Source organism: Gammaproteobacteria bacterium, from assembly GCA_040183005.1.
Classification (GTDB): Bacteria; Pseudomonadota; Gammaproteobacteria.
This window is the reverse complement of record JAMPIW010000006.1, coordinates 35,474-53,335: the sequence shown is the minus strand read 5'-3', so window position 1 is coordinate 53,335 and position 17,862 is coordinate 35,474. Positions and strand designations below refer to the sequence as shown.

Here is a 17,862-nt window from a genome sequence, read left to right as displayed (position 1 = left end):
GGCGGTTTCAATGACCAAGTGCAAAAAGCGCAGCGTGATGCTGTCTGAAATCGAAAGAGTCTGGTGTAAACAACTCGGCTGGGTATTTGAAGCCCAGTGACTTGCGTTCGGTCGGCTATTGAGTTGCCAGGCACTCGCATCCAGCTCCTCCTGCGTGAAACCACTCAAGTCACTCCCCTTGAGCAGGTACTGCCGCAACAGACCATTGGTGTTCTTGTTGATGCCGCGCTGCCAGGAGCTGTGTGGATCGGCAAAATATACTTTCACCCCTGTGGTTTCTGTCAACCGTTGGTGTGCCGCCATTTCCCTGCCTTGATCGTACGTCAACGAGAGGCGCTTTTGCGCATCAATGCGGTTGAGCAAGTGACTGAAGCCGGTCAACGTCGCCTCAGCAGTGGCATTTTCGATTTGTGCCAGTACCGTGAACAACGTGGTCCGTTCCACCAGCGTACCGACAGATGAGCGATTATGCGCGCCATTGATGAAGTCACCCTCCCAGTGGCCCGGGATCAACCGCTCTTCAATCTCAGGCGGACGGTCATGAATGCTGACCATGTCAGGAATCCGTCCGCGCCGGTCTTCGCCACGCGCACGGGGACGGCGCTTGGCATGGCCGAAACGCAACAAGCCAATCACTTCCGTGCGCAGTTCGCCACGCGGCATGGCGTAGATGGCGGTGTAGATGGTCTCATGGGAAACCTGCAAGGTAGGGGTATCTGGATGCACAAGCGCCAGTGTGCCAGCAATCTGCTCCGGTGAGTAGCCTGCTTTCAGGTGGCGCATGACTGAATCCCACAGCGTGGTTCCCAGTCGCAGGCGACCCTCAACACGCGGCTTGATCGTGCAGCCATGCGCACGTTTGTGGGCTGCCTCGGCACGATAGCCTCCCGCCACAGCCGGTCGTCCAGGGCCGCGAGGCGTTTTCGGGCGGCTCCAGCCATTGCGCCGAAGTTCACGTGAGACGGTAGAGGCTGACCGGGTTATGGACTTGGCAATTGCGGCAGGTTTGACCCCCATCTCCAGTTGCGTTTGTATCATTGCCCGCTCTTCAATACTCAATTGATCGTAGTTTTTTCCCATGCAACATTATCCCCTAAAAATGTTGCACTTGGTTTTTGAGCGCGCCCTACAGGGGGCGGTTTCAATGACCAAGTGCAAAAAGCGCAGCGTGATGCTGCCTGAAATCGAAAGAGTCTGGTGTAAACAACTCGGCTGGGCATTTGAAGCCCAGTGACTTGCGTGGTCGGGTATTGAGTTGCCAGGCAATCGCATCCAGCTCCTCCTGCGTGAAACCACTCAAGTCACTCCCCTTGGGCAGGTACTGCCGCAACAGACCATTGGTGTTCTTGTTGATGCCGCGCTGCCAGGGGCTGTGTGGATCGGCAAAATATACTTTCACCCCTGTGGTTTCTGTCAGCCGTTGGTGTGCCGCCATTTCCCTGCCTTGATCGTACGTCAACGAGAGGCGCTTTTGCGCATCAATGCGGTTGAGCACATGACTGAAGCCGGTCAACGTCGCCTCAGCCGTCGCATTTTCCATTTTTGCCAGTACCGTGAACAGCGTGGTCCGTTCCACCAGCGTACCGACAGATGAGCGATTATGCGCGCCCTTGATGAAGTCACCCTCCCAGTGGCCCGGGATCAACCGCTCTTCAATCTCAGGCGGACGGTCATGAATGCTGACCATGTCAGGAATCCGTCCGCGCCGGTCTTCGCCACGCGCACGGGGACGGCGCTTGGCATGGCCGAAACGCAACCAGCCAATCACTTCCGTGCGCAGTTCGCCACGCGGCATGGCGTAGATGGCGGTGTAGATGGTCTCATGGGAAACCTGCAAGGTAGGGGTATCTGGATGCACAAGCGCCAGTGTGCCAGCAATCTGCTCCGGTGAGTAGCCTGCTTTCAGGTGGCGCATGACTGAATCCCACAGCGTGGTTCCCAGTCGCAGGCGACCCTCAACACGCGGCTTGATCGTGCAGCCATGCGCACGTTTGTGGGCTGCCTCGGCACGATAGCCTCCCGCCACAGCCGGTCGTCCAGGGCCGCGAGGCGTTTTCGGGCGGCTCCAGCCATTGCGCCGAAGTTCACGTGAGACGGTAGAGGCTGACCGGGTTATGGACTTGGCAATTGCGGCAGGTTTGACCCCCATCTCCAGTTGCGTTTGTATCATTGCCCGCTCTTCAATACTCAATTGATCGTAGTTTTTTCCCATGCAACATTATCCCCTAAAAATGTTGCACTTGGTTTTTGAGCGCGCCGGGGAATTTTTTAAAGGTGGGGGCAGAAGTGTCCGGTAATTTAATTGAATAGATTCAATTGGTTATTGTCTTTCTGCATGCTCATTTGCGTCTCCGCATTTTTAAGTAATTGATCGAGTGGCGTTTTCTCGAAAAGAGTCAGGCTCAAAATCTGTAGGATTGTGTAAAGCGAAGCCTCGGTATTGAGCCGCTTTTTCACGATGGCGACCACGACGTAAACCGCGATGGCGATCCATATTTGCGTCTTGACTGCATTCTCGGTGGTGCCATAGAACCGCTTGATTCGAAGATGCTGTTTGATCCACTTGAAGAATAGCTCGACCTGCCAGCGGCAACGATAAAGCTGAGCGATGGTCAGCGCAGGCAGGTCGAAGTTGTTGGTCAGAAAGACCAGAAACCTGTCGTGTTCGGCATCGTAGAACTTGATGCGTCGCAGGTGCTGCGGGTAATCCTTGCTGGCCTTGCGAGCAGTCAATGCAATGGTCTGGTCGCAGCGCAGTCCAGTGGACTTGTCCACGGTGCGAGAGTAGACGCGACGAAAGAGCAGATTGGATTTGCCACGGATGACAAAGAACGCCTGTGCTTGATGCAGGGTGAACCAGCGAGCGAAGTCGGTGAAGCCACGATCCATGATGTAAAAGCTGCCGGCTTCGGGTATCAGGATATCGAGCACATTGACCTCGTGCATCTTGCCATCGCTGATGTGGATGAAGGTTGGAATGTTGCCGCGCAGGTCGAGCAGCGTATGCATCTTGACGGCAGCTTTGGTGGAGCGGAAGCGTGCCCACGGAAAGACGCTCAAGCACAGGTCGATGGTCGTGGTATCGAGTGCGTAGACCGTCTGTTCCAGTTCGACCGCAAAGCTGTCGCTGGCGTAAAGCTTTCTGGCGGTCTGGATTAAGCTCATCGCGAAATCCGCGTAGATGCGACGGTCGCGTTGCTCGTTGGCATCGGCCAGCGTGCTCTTGGCGATGTTGCCTCGTATGCCCAAGTGATAGAGCTTGGCTTGGTGGGCGCGCAGACAGGTTTCGATGTCGCGCAGGCTTTCGCGGTAAGTCAGCTGCGCGAACGCCATGCAGAGAAATTGATCGAGATGCGAAAAAGTCTTGGTGGGATATTTGGAAGGGTAGCGCTGCACGCAGCGACGGAATGTGTGAAGGGGCAAATGCTCCATGAGTTGTGCGAACACCAACTGGCCTGAATACATGACGGAAACTCCTGGGGGGAAAGCCCCAGTTTCCCAAAAAATTCACGTTCAAGTCGGTGACACCCCTAAACACACACTTTCCTATTCAACATCATCATGTTATATAGCCGTCTTTGCGAAATTGCCGGACACTTCTGAGGTGGGGGATAAAAAATGCCGAGAATGCATGGAATGGCTATTTATTGAGTACCGTGAATACGGTACTCAATCGAGCCGGGAATTTTTGGTGGAAAGGGGTGCGCACCATCGTAAGCTTGGTGGACGCCATTTACGAGAAGGGTGTGACAGTTTGTGGCCGCGAGAAAAGAGACCTTGAGCACTGCTGCAGCGCTCCACTGATTTGAGCTGGTGGGATATAACCATCCATCCTAAAATGGTACTTTTGTAGTTTCTAACTCCCTTAGTTGTTTTTAGCGCCTTGATCTACCCATTTATTCATAAGAGTTGACTTGCCTTTGGGTAAGCCGCCCTTGATGCCATATGGCATGCTGATGGCGGGACTCGCGTGACCGCTGACAAGGACGTTAAGAGTGCTAGTCAAACTGGAGTCGGGCTGAATTACAGGGCCAAATTTGGTGCCCTTCATCAGGCTCTGGTAAGTGCGCAAATCAAATCCGCTTTTGTTATAACCTTTGCCACCTGGAACGTGACAACTCAGGCAATAATCTTTAAAGATAGGGTAAATATCGTTTTTATAACTAATTTCCTTTTGCCCCAACGCGGGTAGTGAAAAGGCTGTAAGTAAGGCGCCCCCTAGTAAAATATTGGTTTTCATGTTGTTCCTTTCATACGATTTCGACATCAACTGCCGCATTACCGCGCTATATAAAGAATATCCGCCACTGCTTACGGTCTGCAACTCTTTTTCCCTAGGCTTGTCAAACCGCGCAATGTGCATGGTATATGCGTTTTCTTGGCGTCCCGGTGGTTTTTGAGCTCTTTTTTATGGGTTATCATTACTTGCAGCAGTACGCAGTGTCACAAAGGTAGATTGATAATGAAAGCAAGATTCAAGTCCATTGCGGTTGGTTTTCTGCTGGCGGCGGCCAGTGCGTTATCCATGTCGGCGATAGCGGCGCTGCCGCTGGCGGATAGCCAGGGTGTGGCTGTGCCGACGCTTGCGCCAATGATCGAGAAAGCGGCCCCTGCGGTAGTCAACATTTCTACGCGCGGGCGCGTCCGCGTGGAGGATAACCCGCTGCTTCAGGATCCTTTCTTTCGCCGCTTCTTCGGCGCGCCCGACATGCCGCGCGAGCGGCCCACCCAGAGTCTGGGTTCGGGCGTGGTAGTGGATGCAGCCAAAGGTTACGTGTTGACCAATAACCACGTCGTCGACAAGGCGGATGAAATCACCGTTACCTTGCGCGACGGGCGCAGTCTCAGCGCCAAGTTGATCGGCGCGGATCCCGAGGCGGATGTGGCGGTGATCCAGATCCCTGCCCAGGGCCTTACCGCGCTGCCGCTGGCCGATTCGAGCAGGCTGAGGGTGGGTGATTTTGTGGTCGCTATCGGCAACCCGTTCGGTTTGGGCCAGACGGTAACCTCCGGCATTGTCAGCGCGCTGGGGCGCACGGGCCTGGGGATCGAGGGCTATGAGAATTTCATTCAGACCGACGCCTCCATCAACCCCGGCAATTCAGGGGGCGCGCTGGTCAACCTGCGCGGTGAGCTGGTGGGCATCAATACCGCTATTCTTGCACCCGGTGGCGGCAATGTCGGCATTGGCTTCGCCATCCCCAGCAACATGGCGCACGATATCATGCGGCAACTGGTGACTTACGGTGAGGTGAAGCGTGGCCAGATGGGTATTATGATGCAGGATCTGACGCCGGAACTGGCCAAGGCATTCAACATCAAAGAGCAGGCGGGCGCAGTGGTCGCCAAGGTTTTGAAGGGATCTCCGGCGGATAAAGCCGGCTTGGCTACTGGGGATGTCGTTACTACTGTGAATGGCAACCCGATACGCGGCGCGGCCGAGTTGCGCAATGCTATTGGCCTGCTGCGCGTGGGGGAAAAGGTGGCGCTGGGCGTGCTGCGCGATGGCAAGCCGCACACCATTAACGTGCTAATAGCACAGGCTTCGCAGGCCAAGGTGGATATGGGCCGGGTTCAGCCGCGCTTGGCGGGCGCGACATTGGGCATGATTGAAGAGGGCTCTCCGCTGTATGGGCGCATCGAGGGTATGGTAGTGCTGGATGTCGAGTCTGGCAGCCGGGCCTGGAGTGCCGGTTTGCGCAAGGATGACATCATCCAGTCAATCAACCGCCTGCCGGTGCGCACCATCGACGAACTCAAGCGCGCCATCAAGGCCAGTGAGCGCCGCTTGCTACTCAATGTGCGCCGCGGCAGGAGCGGCTTGTTTATTGTTATTCAGTAGTGTTACGTGCCGTCCACGAAAAACACGAAAGGCACAAAAAAATGGGAGGGGTTGTTGGTGCAAAATGCGCCTGGGTTTGCTATCCGAAAGCATCAGGCAAAATCATTGGTATCCCCCTTTTTCAAGAGGGGAACTCGATATCAGGGGTGTGCTGAATAGTTGCACTTTTTCGTGCCTTTCGTGTTTTTCGTGGACGGTCCGATTTCAACGCGGGATCTATTGGTCGCCTCCGGCCGCTACCATTCTGTCATACCAGTATTGCGCCCTCTTTGGGTCACGCTCCAGTCCGAACCAGCCATTTTCATAGCCTGCGGAGATAAATTCCATGGCCTTGACCGAGCCGCTTTCGGCCGCAGTGAGATACCACTTCACCGCTTCCTGTTCGTCCATTTTCACGCCCAAGCCGCTATGAAACATCATGGCCATGGTGAATTGGGCATTCGCATCCCCTTCTATCGCCTTGGAACGGATAATGACGAACGCCTCATCGTAGTCGCCTTTTATGGCGGCTTTATATCCATCATTAAGGCTCGCCGTTTGGGCATACGGCGTGAGGGTTAATAGCATGCCGGCAAGCATGATTTTGGGGAGGCTGGATTTAATCGGCACCGTTCATCTCCAGGGCGGTTAAGGTTGGTTAGGTCTTGTTGGTATGTGACAGCGAAATGGGGAATCAGTTGCTGGATGACACTTTGCTGTCCGCCAGCACCACCTTGTTTCTCCCGCTGCGCTTGGCTTCATAAAGGGCCTTGTCGGCGGCCTCGTTGAATTTGGTGACACTGCCATTGGGCGGAAAGACCGCCAAGCCACAGCTAAAAGTGACATTAAATTCCCTGTCATCCACCCGGTGGCGTATTTGTTCAAAGCTGGCACGAATCTCGTTCATGATGCTTTCCGCGCGCGGGGCATCGGCGTCGATGAGCGCCACGGCGAATTCCTCGCCGCCGTAGCGGCCAATGATGTCGGTTTTGCGCAGGCGCTGTTGCAGCAGGCGTGACAGGCTTTTAATAACCCGGTCGCCGGTCGCATGTCCATAGGTGTCATTCACCGATTTGAAGTGGTCGATGTCGATCATGGCAAAGGCCAGTGGGGCATTGTGGCGCCGGGCGAGTCCTGCGGCATTATTTAATAGATCCTTGGTGGTGGTATGGTTATAGAGTCCCGTCAGGCTGTCGCGCGTCATGAAGGAGCGCAATATGTGATAGCGCCGCACCCGACTTGTCACTGCCGAAATCAAGTGGTCCGGCTGGATCGGCTTGACCAGGAAGTCGTCCCCCCCCCTGACGCATCGCTTCAAGCTGCTTGTTCAGATCGGTCTCGGCGGAGAGGAATACAATCGGGATCCCTACGTAGGCCTCCTGCTGGCGGATCACCATCGCCAACTCCAGACCGTTGCAGCCGGGCATATACATATCCATAAGGATTAGTTCCGGTGCAAATTCGACCAGCGCCTGCATGATGTTCATGGGGTCGGTCACCACCTCGGTGACCATGCCGACCTCCTGGAGCGTCAACGCGAAATAACGCGCCAGCGAAGGCGTGTCATCGACGATCAGGATACGATAGGGTTCGGGCGCCTTCTGAGCGGTGAGCGTATCGAGTGCGTCGACCATGGCGCCAATGTCCACCGGCTTGGTGAAATAGGCTGCGCCTCCTGCGCGCACCCCCGCCAGCCGCGCCTCCAGATCGCCGCGCCCGGACAGGAAAATTACAGGCAGGGGCGCTGCGCGGCCCTCCTGTATCTCCACAATGGCATCGGCGCCATTGCCGTCGGGCAGCCCCATATCCATGACGAGTGCTGCCGGAATGGTTTGGCGCACTGCCTGCCTGAATGCGGCGAGGCTGTGAAAAACGTGCGTTGTGTAATTGAAGTTGCCGAGTTGCAGGGCCAGGTCCTGAGCCAGGAGGGGATCATCCTCGACCAGGTAGATCAGCCGGTTCTCGCCAGCACTGTCCGGCGCGCGCGGTGCAGGAGTGCCGGATTCTTGCCAGTAATTTGCCCCGCTCTTTCTCTCGCGCTGCCCTGCGGCCCGTTGCAGATCTTCCAGTAAAACACGGATTTGCGCACGCTGCACCGCTGTGGATGGTACGGCGAGGTCGAGTATCTCTTTCGCCAGTGTTTCCAGAGCGCGCGCTGCATCGCTCACGGCGCTAAAACCGAATGTGGCTCCGGATCCCGTCAGTTTGTGAGACAAATAGTGCAGAACTTTAAATGCCTCGCTTTCTTCCGCTTCTCCGCATTTGCCGCCGCACAGCGTGTCCACGATCGTCTTGATCTCCTGAATCTTGCCAGGCAATTGCGTCGCAAAAGTATCGCGTAGCGCTTGCAATTTTGCCATCACATCATCGGATGGATTAGTCATGGGCTTCCTCCCACAGACGGCGGACGGTGGCGGACAGTGTCATTGGATCAAAGGGTTTGGGGATCACAGCAATCGCGCCCATTTCTTTATACTGCGCCACCTCGTGCGGCTGGACCTTGGCAGTCATGAAAATCACTGGTGTGGCGGCGGTTTGCGGGATACCACGTAACGCCTTGAGGGTGCTAGGGCCATCCATGTCGGGCATCATGACGTCGAGCAGGATCAGGTCGTGACTCAATCCTGGTGCGACTTGAACGGCCTCCCTTCCCGAGCTGCATATCGTCACAGAAAAGCCGCCGATGGCCTCAAGGGCGATCTGGGCCACCGCTTGAATATCAGCTTCATCTTCCACGTACAGAATGCGGTTTAATGTAGGTCGCGTCATCGTGCTTTCACCTTGAGTATGTTTAGTCACCCAGCTCTCGCCATTCCGGCAGATCGAAATAAAACGTGGTGCCGACGCCCGATTGTGTTTTGAAACCGATCTCTCCGCCATGTTTTTCGATAATAGCCTTGCTGATATTGAGTCCCAGGCCGGTGCCCCCTTTCTGTCGTGTATCCGAGGCATCGGCCTGCGCGAATTTCTGGAAAATACGGTGATGGAACTCTTCCGGTATGCCGGGGCCGTGGTCTGTGACACAGACGCGAATCCCCCGCCCATTCCGCGCTACTGAAACGGCCACCACATCGTTCGCGGGAGAAAACTTTGTGGCATTGGACAGCAGGTTTGCCATCACCTGCATCAGTCTGTCCTGGTCGGCCAGTGTTTTGACGCCGGAAAGATCGCCATCCAGGGTGTATCGGACGCGAAATTGTTCTGCATAAGCCAGGTTGGCTTCCAGCGCCTCTTCCATGAGCCGCATGATTTCCACAGGATGAAAATCAAACACCATTTTTCCTGATTCGATTTTTTCGATATCCAGAATGTCGTTGATCAGGCGCACCAGACGTTCACAGTTATTATGGGCGATGTCCACCAGGCCTTTTGCCTGCGCAGGGATTTCTCCGGCCACACCGCCCGCGATCAATCCTAGCGCGCCGCGAATCGAAGTGAGGGGTGTTCTGAGTTCGTGGCTCACCGTCGAGACAAACTCATTCTTCAAGCGATCGACCTTCTTGCGCTCGGTGATGTCGCGGACTATGCCCGTGAACAGGCGTCGTTCCCCCAGCCTCATTTCGCTCACCGCAAGGTCCATCGGAAAGGTCGAGTCGTCCTTGCGCCGTCCGGTAACCTCGCGCCCGATGCCAATTACCTTGGCGGCCCCGCCTCCCATATAATTTGCAAGATAGCCATCATGGCCATCATGGTACGGCTCCGGCATGAGCATTTTGATATTCTTGCCAATGACTTCGTCCGGCCCATAGCCAAAAATTTGCTCCGCAGCGAGATTGAATGACTCAACGGTTCCTTGCTCGTTGATAGTAATTATGCCGTCCAGAACATTATCCAGAACAGCGCGGATACGCGTTTCGCTGGCACGCAATTCCCCTTCGGCTTGTATGCGCGGCGTTATGTCGGTTGACATGCCGCAGATGGCATAGAGAGTCCCAGTGGCATCGTGCAGCGGGAATTTAACGGCGAGATAGGTATGTAACCCATCGTCGTGGGGCACGACTTCCTCCCACGTCATCGAGGACTTTGCATCGGCCACTTTCAAGTCATTGGCGCGAAATGTGTCAGCGACCTCTTTGGGAAAGAGATCATGGTCGGTTTTGCCCTTGACGTAGGCCCTGTCAAAATGGGTGAAACGCTCATACGTGCTGTTTATTAAAAGATACCGGCCTTGCAGATCCTTAACGTAAATAACTGAGGTGGAGTTATCCAGAACAGCTTGTAACTGCTGTTGGCTATTCTTCAATGCCGTTTCAGCTTCTTGGCGTTGCCGGTTATTTTTGTGCGCAGTGATGATGTTGGCGCAGGTGTTAAGCATGGGCTGCAAATAGAAAAGCACGTCGTCGTTATAGCCGCCTGGCCGGTTGGCGATGCCGACCATGCCTGCCATATGGCCGCCGCTGTAGAGGGGCGCACCCAAAAAGGCGTTGAGTGCGGGATGGCCTTCTGGAAGTCCGCCTCGGCGTGGGTCTGTTGCCGGGTTGTTTGAGATGACGGGCAGTTGGGTGCGGAGAACTTCACCAAACAAGGTTTTTAAATTGTAAAACTCCAGGCCGTCCGCGCTATTTTTTTCGTAAAACCCCCGTGTTTCTGTATTCCAGGCAATGTTGGTAATAGCGTAGGTATGGAGGTAAGGCAGGTTTTCCGCTGTATGGCGCACCTCACCAATGAAGCCATATTCGCTATTGGTTAACGCGAGCAGATCCGCCAATAACTCATTAAATATCAGCGATGTATCGGTATCGGCAATAAAGCGTGTCTGTGCCCGGCTAACGGCATTTAGCAAGTCATGGTTGTTGTTCAGCTCATCCCCGGTATCTTTGCGGGTGCCACCCGTATTTTTGAGCGCCCAGGCTTGATGGAGGTGGGTAAGGTTTAGCTCTTGCTGCGCCAGGGCGGCAAGACTTCTCAATGCCTCCCGATCCTGCTCGCTCAAATGTCTTGGTTTATGATCTATGATGCATAGCGTACCCAGCTTGCGACCATCCATGCCAGTCAGCGGTTGTCCGGCATAAAAGCGGACATGTGGCGCGCCAGTGACAAGTGGGTTATCAGCAAAACGCGCATCAAGCAGGGCATCGGGAATGATAAACGTGTCATCGCTGAGAATCGCATGTCCGCAAAAGGAGACGCTGCGCGGTGTTTCCGTTGCGGACAGTCCGTGGCAGGATTTAAACCATTGGCGGTTTGCGTCCACCAGGCTAACCAGGGCGATGGGCACGTCAAACAACCGTGCGGCCAGCCGGGTGATGCGGTCAAAACGGTCTTCTGGCACGGTATCCAGAACATTTAGTGCGTGCAGTGCGGCAAGCCGCTCGGTTTCGTCAGTCGGCAGTGATGGTTCCAGCATGAAGGCTCCCTCGGATTTTGCCGCCGTGAGCGCGCCATTATTCCGTCATTAATTGGTCGTGGAGATAGGTAATGCAATACGCGCGCCAATACCTTGCCACCGCTCCTGGTAAGGGCTTTGCCCGCTGAGCCTGCCAGGAATAAGTTTGCAGGACTAGGCCATTCGGCGCAATCTGTGGAATAATGAGACATATTTTTGGGGTTTGACAAGTTCCCTGCTTGAGACTTTTCAGATTATCCCTACACAACACGAAACCTCTTGATAAATAGGGGGTTGCGTTTTTTGTTTGATCAGGCCTACACAACAGGTGCTAAACACATGAGCATGACAGATGAAAACAAGAAAAAGGCGCTGGGCGCGGCGCTGAGCCAGATTGAAAAGCAGTTCGGCAAGGGTTCGGTGATGCGTATGGGCGATGGCGGCGTGGCGCGTGATATCGGCGTGATTTCGACCGGCTCGTTGGGGTTGGACATTGCGCTGGGCATCGGCGGCCTGCCGCGCGGGCGCATTGTTGAGATCTACGGGCCAGAGTCTTCGGGCAAAACCACATTGACGCTGCAAGTGATCGCCCAAGCGCAAAAGCTGGGTGGTACCGCGGCCTTCATCGACGCCGAGCACGCCCTGGACCCGGCCTATGCCCGCAAGCTGGGTGTGAATATTGATGATCTGCTGGTGTCGCAGCCGGATACCGGCGAACAGGCCCTGGAAATTGCCGATATGCTGGTGCGTTCCGGCGCGGTCGATGTTGTGGTGATCGACTCGGTGGCGGCGCTCACGCCCAAGGCCGAGATTGAAGGCGAGATGGGCGATTCCCACATGGGACTGCAAGCGCGTCTGATGTCTCAGGCGCTACGGAAATTGACGGGCAACATCAATCGTTCCAACACCATGGTGATCTTCATCAACCAGATTCGCATGAAGATCGGCGTGATGTTCGGCAACCCCGAAACCACCACCGGCGGCAATGCGCTCAAGTTCTATGCCTCGGTGCGCCTCGACATTCGCCGCACCGGCGCCATCAAGAAGGGCGATGAGATCGTCGGCAGCGAGACGCGCGTCAAGGTCGTCAAAAACAAGGTGGCGCCACCCTTTAAAGAGGCAAATTTCGAGATCATGTATGGCGAAGGCACGTCCCGCGAGGGTGAGCTCATCGAGCTGGGCGTCGAGCACGGTTTCGTCGAAAAATCAGGCGCCTGGTACAGTTGCAACGGCGAACGTATCGGCCAGGGCAAGGACAATGTGCGCACCTACCTGAAGGAACACCCCGACATGGCGCGTGATATCGAAGAAAAGATTCGCGCCAAGTTGTTGCACAAGCCCCACGCTGCCGAGACGGAGCAGGTTGACGCCTGAACAGGAAGCGTACTCCGCCGGATGACAGGGCAGAGGGGGAAATCAAGCCTTCTGTCGTGCGCAGCACCGCCATGAATCTGCTCGCCCGGCGCGAGCACTCCACCCGGCAGTTGCGGCGCAAGTTGAGCGCCCGTGGCATGGAAGGCGCCGTCGTCGATGATACCTTGGCGGCGCTTGCCGAAGAGCGCCTGCTCAGTGATGAGCGCTTTATCGAAAGTCTGGTGCGTTCGCGTATTGCCAAGGGTTATGGGCCATTGCGTATCCAGGCTGAATTGCGCGAGCATGGCATCGGCGACGAACAGATCGGCAATGCCGTCGACGCTGACGCCGGGTTTTGGCGCGACAGGATTGTTGATGTAAGGCGCAAGCGCTTCGGCGCTGCGCCGCCATCCGATGTAAACGAACGCGCGAAGCAGATGCGCTTTTTGCAATACCGGGGCTTTACCTCCGAACAGATCAGGGCCGCTTTCAAGCAGGCCGATAGTGATGAGTGATTGATTGAATGATGACCAGTGCTGAAGTGCGTAGCGCCTTTATCGATTTTTTTCGCGGCCACGGCCACGCGGTGGTGCCCAGCAGTTCGCTGGTGCCTGCCAACGACCCCACCCTGTTGTTTACCAACGCTGGCATGGTGCAGTTCAAGGATGTCTTCCTGGGCCTTGAGCACCGCCCCTACACCCGTGCCGTGAGTTCCCAGCGCTGTGTGCGCGCCGGCGGCAAACACAACGATCTGGAAAACGTCGGCTACACCGCGCGCCACCACACCTTCTTCGAGATGCTGGGCAATTTCAGCTTCGGCGATTACTTCAAGCGCGAGGCGATTCAATACGCCTGGGAATTCCTCACGCAAGTGCTGAAGCTGCCGCCCGAGCGCTTGTGGATCACGGTGTTCGAGGAAGATGACGAGGCCGCCGATATCTGGCTCAAGGAGATTAAGGTAGATCCGGCACGGTTTTCAAGGATAGGCGCGCACGACAACTTCTGGTCGATGGGCGACACCGGCCCCTGCGGCCCCTGTTCCGAGATCTTCTACGATCACGGACCTGCCGTGGCGGGTGGACCGCCGGGCTCGCCGGAGGCCGATGGCGACCGCTACATCGAAATCTGGAACCTGGTGTTCATGCAATACAACCGTGCCCCGGATGGCACGCTCACGCCATTACCCAAGCCCTCGGTGGACACCGGCATGGGGCTGGAGCGTTTGGCGGCGGTGATGCAGCATGTGCACGGCAATTACGAGATTGATCTGTTCCGCAACCTGATCCGCGCGGTGGCGCAACTGGCGGGGGTCGCTGATCTGGGCAACAACTCGCTCAAGGTCGTAGCGGATCATATCCGCGCCGGCGCTTTCCTGATTGCCGATGGCGTGATGCCTTCCAACGAAGGGCGCGGCTATGTGCTGCGCCGCATCATCCGCCGCGCCATTCGCCACGGCAACAAGCTGGGGATCAAAGACGCCTTTTTCTACAAGCTGGTGGCGCCCCTGGTTGCCGAAATGGGTGCCGCCTATCCCGAATTGACACACGCCCAGCAGCAGGTGGAGCGGATGCTGCGCCTCGAAGAAGAGCGCTTTGCCGAAACGCTGGAACACGGCCTCAAAATCCTGGAGCAGGACATCAGCAAGTTGGCGGGCAAGGTGATTCCGGGCGCTACGGTATTTCGCCTCTACGACACCTACGGCTTCCCCGTCGATCTCACCGGCGATATCGCCCGTGAGCATGGCCTGACCCTTGATACAGCCGGATTCGAGCGCGAGATGGAGGCGCAACGCGAACGCGCCCGCGCCGCCAGCCAATTCGATGTGGCCTATGCTGGCAAGCTAATGGGTGTGGAGGGGAGTACGGATTTTACCGGCTACGAACACCTTGCGGGCGAAGCCGCGATCGTTGCCTTGTATCGGGATGACGGCACGGCGGTAAATGCGCTGGAATCAGGGCAAGCCGGCAAGGTTATCCTTAACCGCACCCCGTTTTATGCCGAATCCGGCGGCCAGGCAGGTGATGGCGGTGTCATCAAGGGTGGGCAGGCCGACTTTGAGGTGCATGGCACCCAAAAACAGGGTGAAGGTGTACATATCCACAACGGTGCACTGAAATCCGGTGCCTTGCGCGTGGGTGACAAGGTGCAGGCGCAGGTCAATGCTGCCAAGCGCCAGGCCATCGCCCTCAACCACTCTGCTACCCATCTGCTGCATGCCGCGCTACGCCAGGTGCTCGGCCCGCACGTCGCGCAGAAGGGTTCGCTGGTTGAGGCTGAACGGCTGCGCTTCGACTTTTCCCACTTCGAGCCACTTTCGCCCGCGCAGGTCAGGGCGGTCGAACGTCTGGTCAACGGGCAGATCCGCGCCAACTGCGAGGCGCAAACCCGCGTCATGTCCTATGATGAGGCAGTAGCAGCGGGCGCCATGGCGCTGTTCGGCGAAAAATACGGTGATCAGGTGCGCGTACTCAGTATCGGTGAATTTTCAACCGAACTGTGCGGCGGCACCCATGTGCGCCGCGCCGGTGACATCGGCCTGTTCAAGTTTGTTTCTGAAGCGGGTGTGGCGTCGGGCGTGCGCCGCATCGAGGCCATCACTGGTCAGCGCGCGCTGGAGTGGGTCGAGGAGGAGGAAGACCGCCTGCTACGCATCGCCGATGCCATCAAGGCAGGCCGCGATAACGTGGATGACAAGGTTGGGCAGCTTGTCGAGCGGGCACGCAAGCTGGAAAAAGAGCTGGAGCAGATCAAAGGCAAGCTGGCGAGCAATCAGGGCAGCGACCTTGCTGCGCAGGCGGTGGAGATCAACGGCATCAAAGTGCTCGCCGCCTGTCTTGAGGGTGTAGACCCCAAGGCATTGCGTGATACGGTGGACCAGCTCAAGAACAAGCTCGGCTCGGCTGCCGTGGTGTTGGCAGCGGTGGCAGATGGCAAGGTTAGCCTGGTGGCCGGCGTTACCAAAGATTGTATCGCCCAGGTGAAGGCAGGCGAGCTGGTCAATATGGTGGCCTTGCAGGTGGGTGGCAAGGGTGGTGGGCGGCCTGACATGGCCCAGGCGGGCGGTGATAACCCCGCGGCCCTCGCCGCTGCGCTGGCCGCCGTACCGGAGTGGGTGCGGCAGCAGCTTGCATAGAGGCTAAAGTGGGTTTCGGGTAGTTTTCCCGTGATTTTAAGCTTATTCATGCTGTCCCGTTTCTCTTTTGTCTGAAATTAAAGTAGAATCCGCGTCTTTTCTTGGCAACTCACTATGGCTCTGATTGTCCAAAAATACGGTGGCACCTCTGTAGGGTCGCTTGAACGCATCGCCAACGTGGCGGAAAAGGTTATTGCCGCGCGTGCTGCGGGGCATGATCTGATTGTGGTGGTGTCCGCCATGACGGGCGAAACCGACCGGCTGCTCGGGCTGGCCAAAGGCATTGATCCCCAGCCCAGCCCGCGCGAACTGGATGTTCTGCTTTCCACCGGCGAGCAGGCCACCATTGCATTGCTGAGCATGGCGCTGGAAAAGCGCGGCTGTCCGGCGCGCTCCTATACCGGCGCCCAGGTGCGCATCCTGACAGACAGCGCCTTTAACAAAGCGCGCATCGTGGATATCGACGTGCAACGCCTGCGCGCGGACCTGGCCTCCGGGCGGGTTCTGGTGGTTGCGGGCTTTCAGGGCGTCGACGAAGCGGGCAACATCACCACGCTGGGGCGCGGCGGATCGGATACCACGGCTGTGGCCTTGGCCGCTGCACTGAAGGCCGATGAGTGCCAGATCTATACCGATGTGGATGGTGTCTACACCACGGATCCGCGCGTCGTCCCCGAGGCGCGCCGCCTGGATCGCATCACCTACGAAGAGATGCTGGAAATGGCGAGCCTGGGCGCCAAGGTGTTGCAGATCCGCTCGGTGGAGTTTGCCAGCAAGTACAACGTACCTTTGCGTGTCCTGTCTTCTTTTGCGGAGGGCCAGGGCACATTGATTAGTTCTGAGGAAGATGTAATGGAGCAGGCGCTGATTTCCGGCATCGCGTTTAACCGTGACGAAGCCAAACTGACCGTATTGGGTGTGCCCGATCAACCCGGCGTTGCCCACCGCATCCTCGGCCCTGTCGCAGATGCCAATATCGAAGTGGACATGATCGTGCAGAACGTCGCCGAAGACTCGACGACGGATTTTACTTTCACGGTACACCGCAACGATTATGACAAGGCGTTGCGCATTCTGCGTGAAACGGCGGATGAGCTGGCCGCGCGTGAGGTGACCGGCGACAATAAAATCGTCAAGATTTCGCTGGTAGGCGTAGGAATGCGCTCCCATGCAGGCATCGCCAGCACCATGTTCAAGACACTGGCCACTGAGGGAATCAATATCCGCATGATCTCCACATCGGAGATCAAGATTTCCGTCGTAGTGGATGAAAAATATCTGGAGCTGGGCGTGCGCGCACTGCATGCCGCATTTCATCTCGACGATAAGAAATAGTATTAAGAAAACAGTGCATTATTGTTGTGATTCGGGTTTTGCGGCAATGTGTCAAAGGGAAGTTTGGAGAGCATTTCTTTATTGCGGCAGGGATTAATCAGCACTTCTGTATTCAGTTTAGGGTCGTGTGGCCGATACAACACAAGAGCGGATCATGGCAGGAAGTGATCCAGTCATAGGCCATAGAAGTGACGCATACATTTGAATTCTTAAGGAGATGAATCATGCTGATTCTAACCCGTCGTGTGGGTGAAACACTGATAATAGGTGACGATGTCACCGTAACTGTTTTAGGCGTTAAAGGTAATCAAGTACGGATTGGTGTGAATGCTCCGAAGGATGTGAGCGTGCATCGCGAAGAGATATACCAGCGCATCCAGAAAGAAAAGGAGCACGCGCACGCTGAGGAAGAAGGGCTGGGCGTATAAGAGCTGGTCTGCTTGGCGTGTCATGCCGTGGTATTTCAAGCAAACCGCCGGCTTGTGATGTGAGTTGCACAGTGCCGTGTATTTAAGGTGCTCCCTGTTCCTTATCAGGTGTGGCGGTGGTTATGCTTCCTCGTGAGCTAGAACCCCAGCTTTGTAGGTGTGTGCCATTTTTCTGGTTGATGGAGGCAGTGCTTGCCTCCATACCCAAGAAAAAAGAGGTTGCGGGCTGAAATAGATGTCCCATTTTACCAGAGGTTCGTGGTAATATACTCGGCCTTGTGGTTTACAAGACCTTTGGGTAATCTAGATTGTCCGGAGAGATGGCCGAGCTGGTCGAAGGCGCTCCCCTGCTAAGGGAGTATGGGGTCAAAAACTCCATCGAGGGTTCGAATCCCTCTCTCTCCGCCATATTTCGCTTGATGTCTCTTGACACCAAGCGCTGGGGTCTGGATAATGCCCCACCTTG

Annotated in this window: 14 protein-coding genes, 1 tRNA gene and 1 pseudogene; 7 read left to right on the top strand and 9 right to left on the bottom strand. The window is 56.3% G+C overall.

Annotated features, from left to right (window positions below; translation table 11 throughout):
- Positions 1 to 7: 7 nt before the first annotated feature.
- The 4 genes and pseudogenes from M3A44_05985 to M3A44_05970 form a co-directional block, all read right to left on the bottom strand.
- Positions 8 to 1,080 (bottom strand): annotated as a pseudogene (locus tag M3A44_05985) (IS30 family transposase).
- Positions 1,081 to 1,141: 61 nt separating this feature from the next.
- On the bottom strand, positions 1,142 to 2,212 hold the full coding sequence (locus tag M3A44_05980) for an IS30 family transposase (GenBank protein MEQ6341201.1): 1,071 nt from the start codon (positions 2,210 to 2,212) through the stop codon (positions 1,142 to 1,144).
- A gap of 86 nt (positions 2,213 to 2,298) precedes the next feature.
- Positions 2,299 to 3,465: an IS4 family transposase gene (locus tag M3A44_05975; protein MEQ6341200.1), complete on the bottom strand. Its 1,167-nt coding sequence runs from the start codon at positions 3,463 to 3,465 to the stop codon at positions 2,299 to 2,301.
- A 400-nt stretch (positions 3,466 to 3,865) separates the two neighbouring features.
- On the bottom strand, positions 3,866 to 4,240 hold the full coding sequence (locus tag M3A44_05970; protein ID MEQ6341199.1) for a hypothetical protein: 375 nt from the start codon (positions 4,238 to 4,240) through the stop codon (positions 3,866 to 3,868).
- A gap of 222 nt (positions 4,241 to 4,462) precedes the next feature.
- On the opposite strand from M3A44_05970, the gene M3A44_05965 reads away from it, so the two are divergent.
- Positions 4,463 to 5,842, top strand: a complete 1,380-nt coding sequence (locus M3A44_05965; GenBank protein MEQ6341198.1) for a DegQ family serine endoprotease — start codon at positions 4,463 to 4,465, stop codon at positions 5,840 to 5,842.
- A 216-nt stretch (positions 5,843 to 6,058) separates the two neighbouring features.
- Here the strand turns inward: M3A44_05965 and M3A44_05960 are convergent, their stop codons facing one another.
- From M3A44_05960 to M3A44_05940, 5 genes are all read right to left on the bottom strand, one after another.
- Positions 6,059 to 6,451, bottom strand: a complete 393-nt coding sequence (locus M3A44_05960) for a sel1 repeat family protein (GenBank protein ID MEQ6341197.1) — start codon at positions 6,449 to 6,451, stop codon at positions 6,059 to 6,061.
- Between the two features lie 64 nt (positions 6,452 to 6,515).
- Positions 6,516 to 7,025, bottom strand: a complete 510-nt coding sequence (locus M3A44_05955; protein MEQ6341196.1) for a GGDEF domain-containing protein — start codon at positions 7,023 to 7,025, stop codon at positions 6,516 to 6,518.
- Positions 6,994 to 8,205, bottom strand: a complete 1,212-nt coding sequence (locus tag M3A44_05950) for a response regulator (protein ID MEQ6341195.1) — start codon at positions 8,203 to 8,205, stop codon at positions 6,994 to 6,996. The genes M3A44_05955 and M3A44_05950 overlap by 32 nt, the downstream gene beginning before the upstream one ends.
- Entirely contained in the window at positions 8,198 to 8,590 is a 393-nt protein-coding gene (locus M3A44_05945) for a response regulator (protein ID MEQ6341194.1), read from the bottom strand. Before M3A44_05945 ends, M3A44_05950 begins: the two co-directional genes overlap by 8 nt.
- A 22-nt stretch (positions 8,591 to 8,612) precedes the next feature.
- Complete coding sequence (locus M3A44_05940; GenBank protein ID MEQ6341193.1) at positions 8,613 to 11,168, bottom strand: PAS domain S-box protein; 2,556 nt, start codon at positions 11,166 to 11,168, stop codon at positions 8,613 to 8,615.
- Positions 11,169 to 11,492: 324 nt separating this feature from the next.
- Between M3A44_05940 and recA the strand changes: the two genes are divergently transcribed.
- From recA to M3A44_05910, 6 genes are all read left to right on the top strand, one after another.
- Positions 11,493 to 12,521 carry a recombinase RecA gene (recA, locus tag M3A44_05935; protein MEQ6341192.1) on the top strand — a complete coding sequence of 343 codons (1,029 nt, stop codon included), beginning with the start codon at positions 11,493 to 11,495 and terminating at the stop codon, positions 12,519 to 12,521.
- Between the two features lie 71 nt (positions 12,522 to 12,592).
- A complete protein-coding gene (locus tag M3A44_05930; GenBank protein MEQ6341191.1) occupies positions 12,593 to 13,015 on the top strand; it encodes a recombination regulator RecX in 423 nt (140 codons plus the stop codon).
- An 8-nt stretch (positions 13,016 to 13,023) separates the two neighbouring features.
- Positions 13,024 to 15,633 (top strand): alanine--tRNA ligase, encoded by a 2,610-nt coding sequence (alaS, locus tag M3A44_05925; protein MEQ6341190.1) that lies wholly within the window; start codon positions 13,024 to 13,026, stop codon positions 15,631 to 15,633.
- Between the two features lie 114 nt (positions 15,634 to 15,747).
- A complete protein-coding gene (locus tag M3A44_05920) occupies positions 15,748 to 16,968 on the top strand; it encodes an aspartate kinase (protein ID MEQ6341189.1) in 1,221 nt (406 codons plus the stop codon).
- A gap of 224 nt (positions 16,969 to 17,192) precedes the next feature.
- Positions 17,193 to 17,396 carry a carbon storage regulator CsrA gene (gene csrA / locus M3A44_05915; protein MEQ6341188.1) on the top strand — a complete coding sequence of 68 codons (204 nt, stop codon included), beginning with the start codon at positions 17,193 to 17,195 and terminating at the stop codon, positions 17,394 to 17,396.
- A 314-nt stretch (positions 17,397 to 17,710) separates the two neighbouring features.
- Positions 17,711 to 17,804 (top strand) — tRNA-Ser (locus M3A44_05910).
- Positions 17,805 to 17,862: the final 58 nt, after the last annotated feature.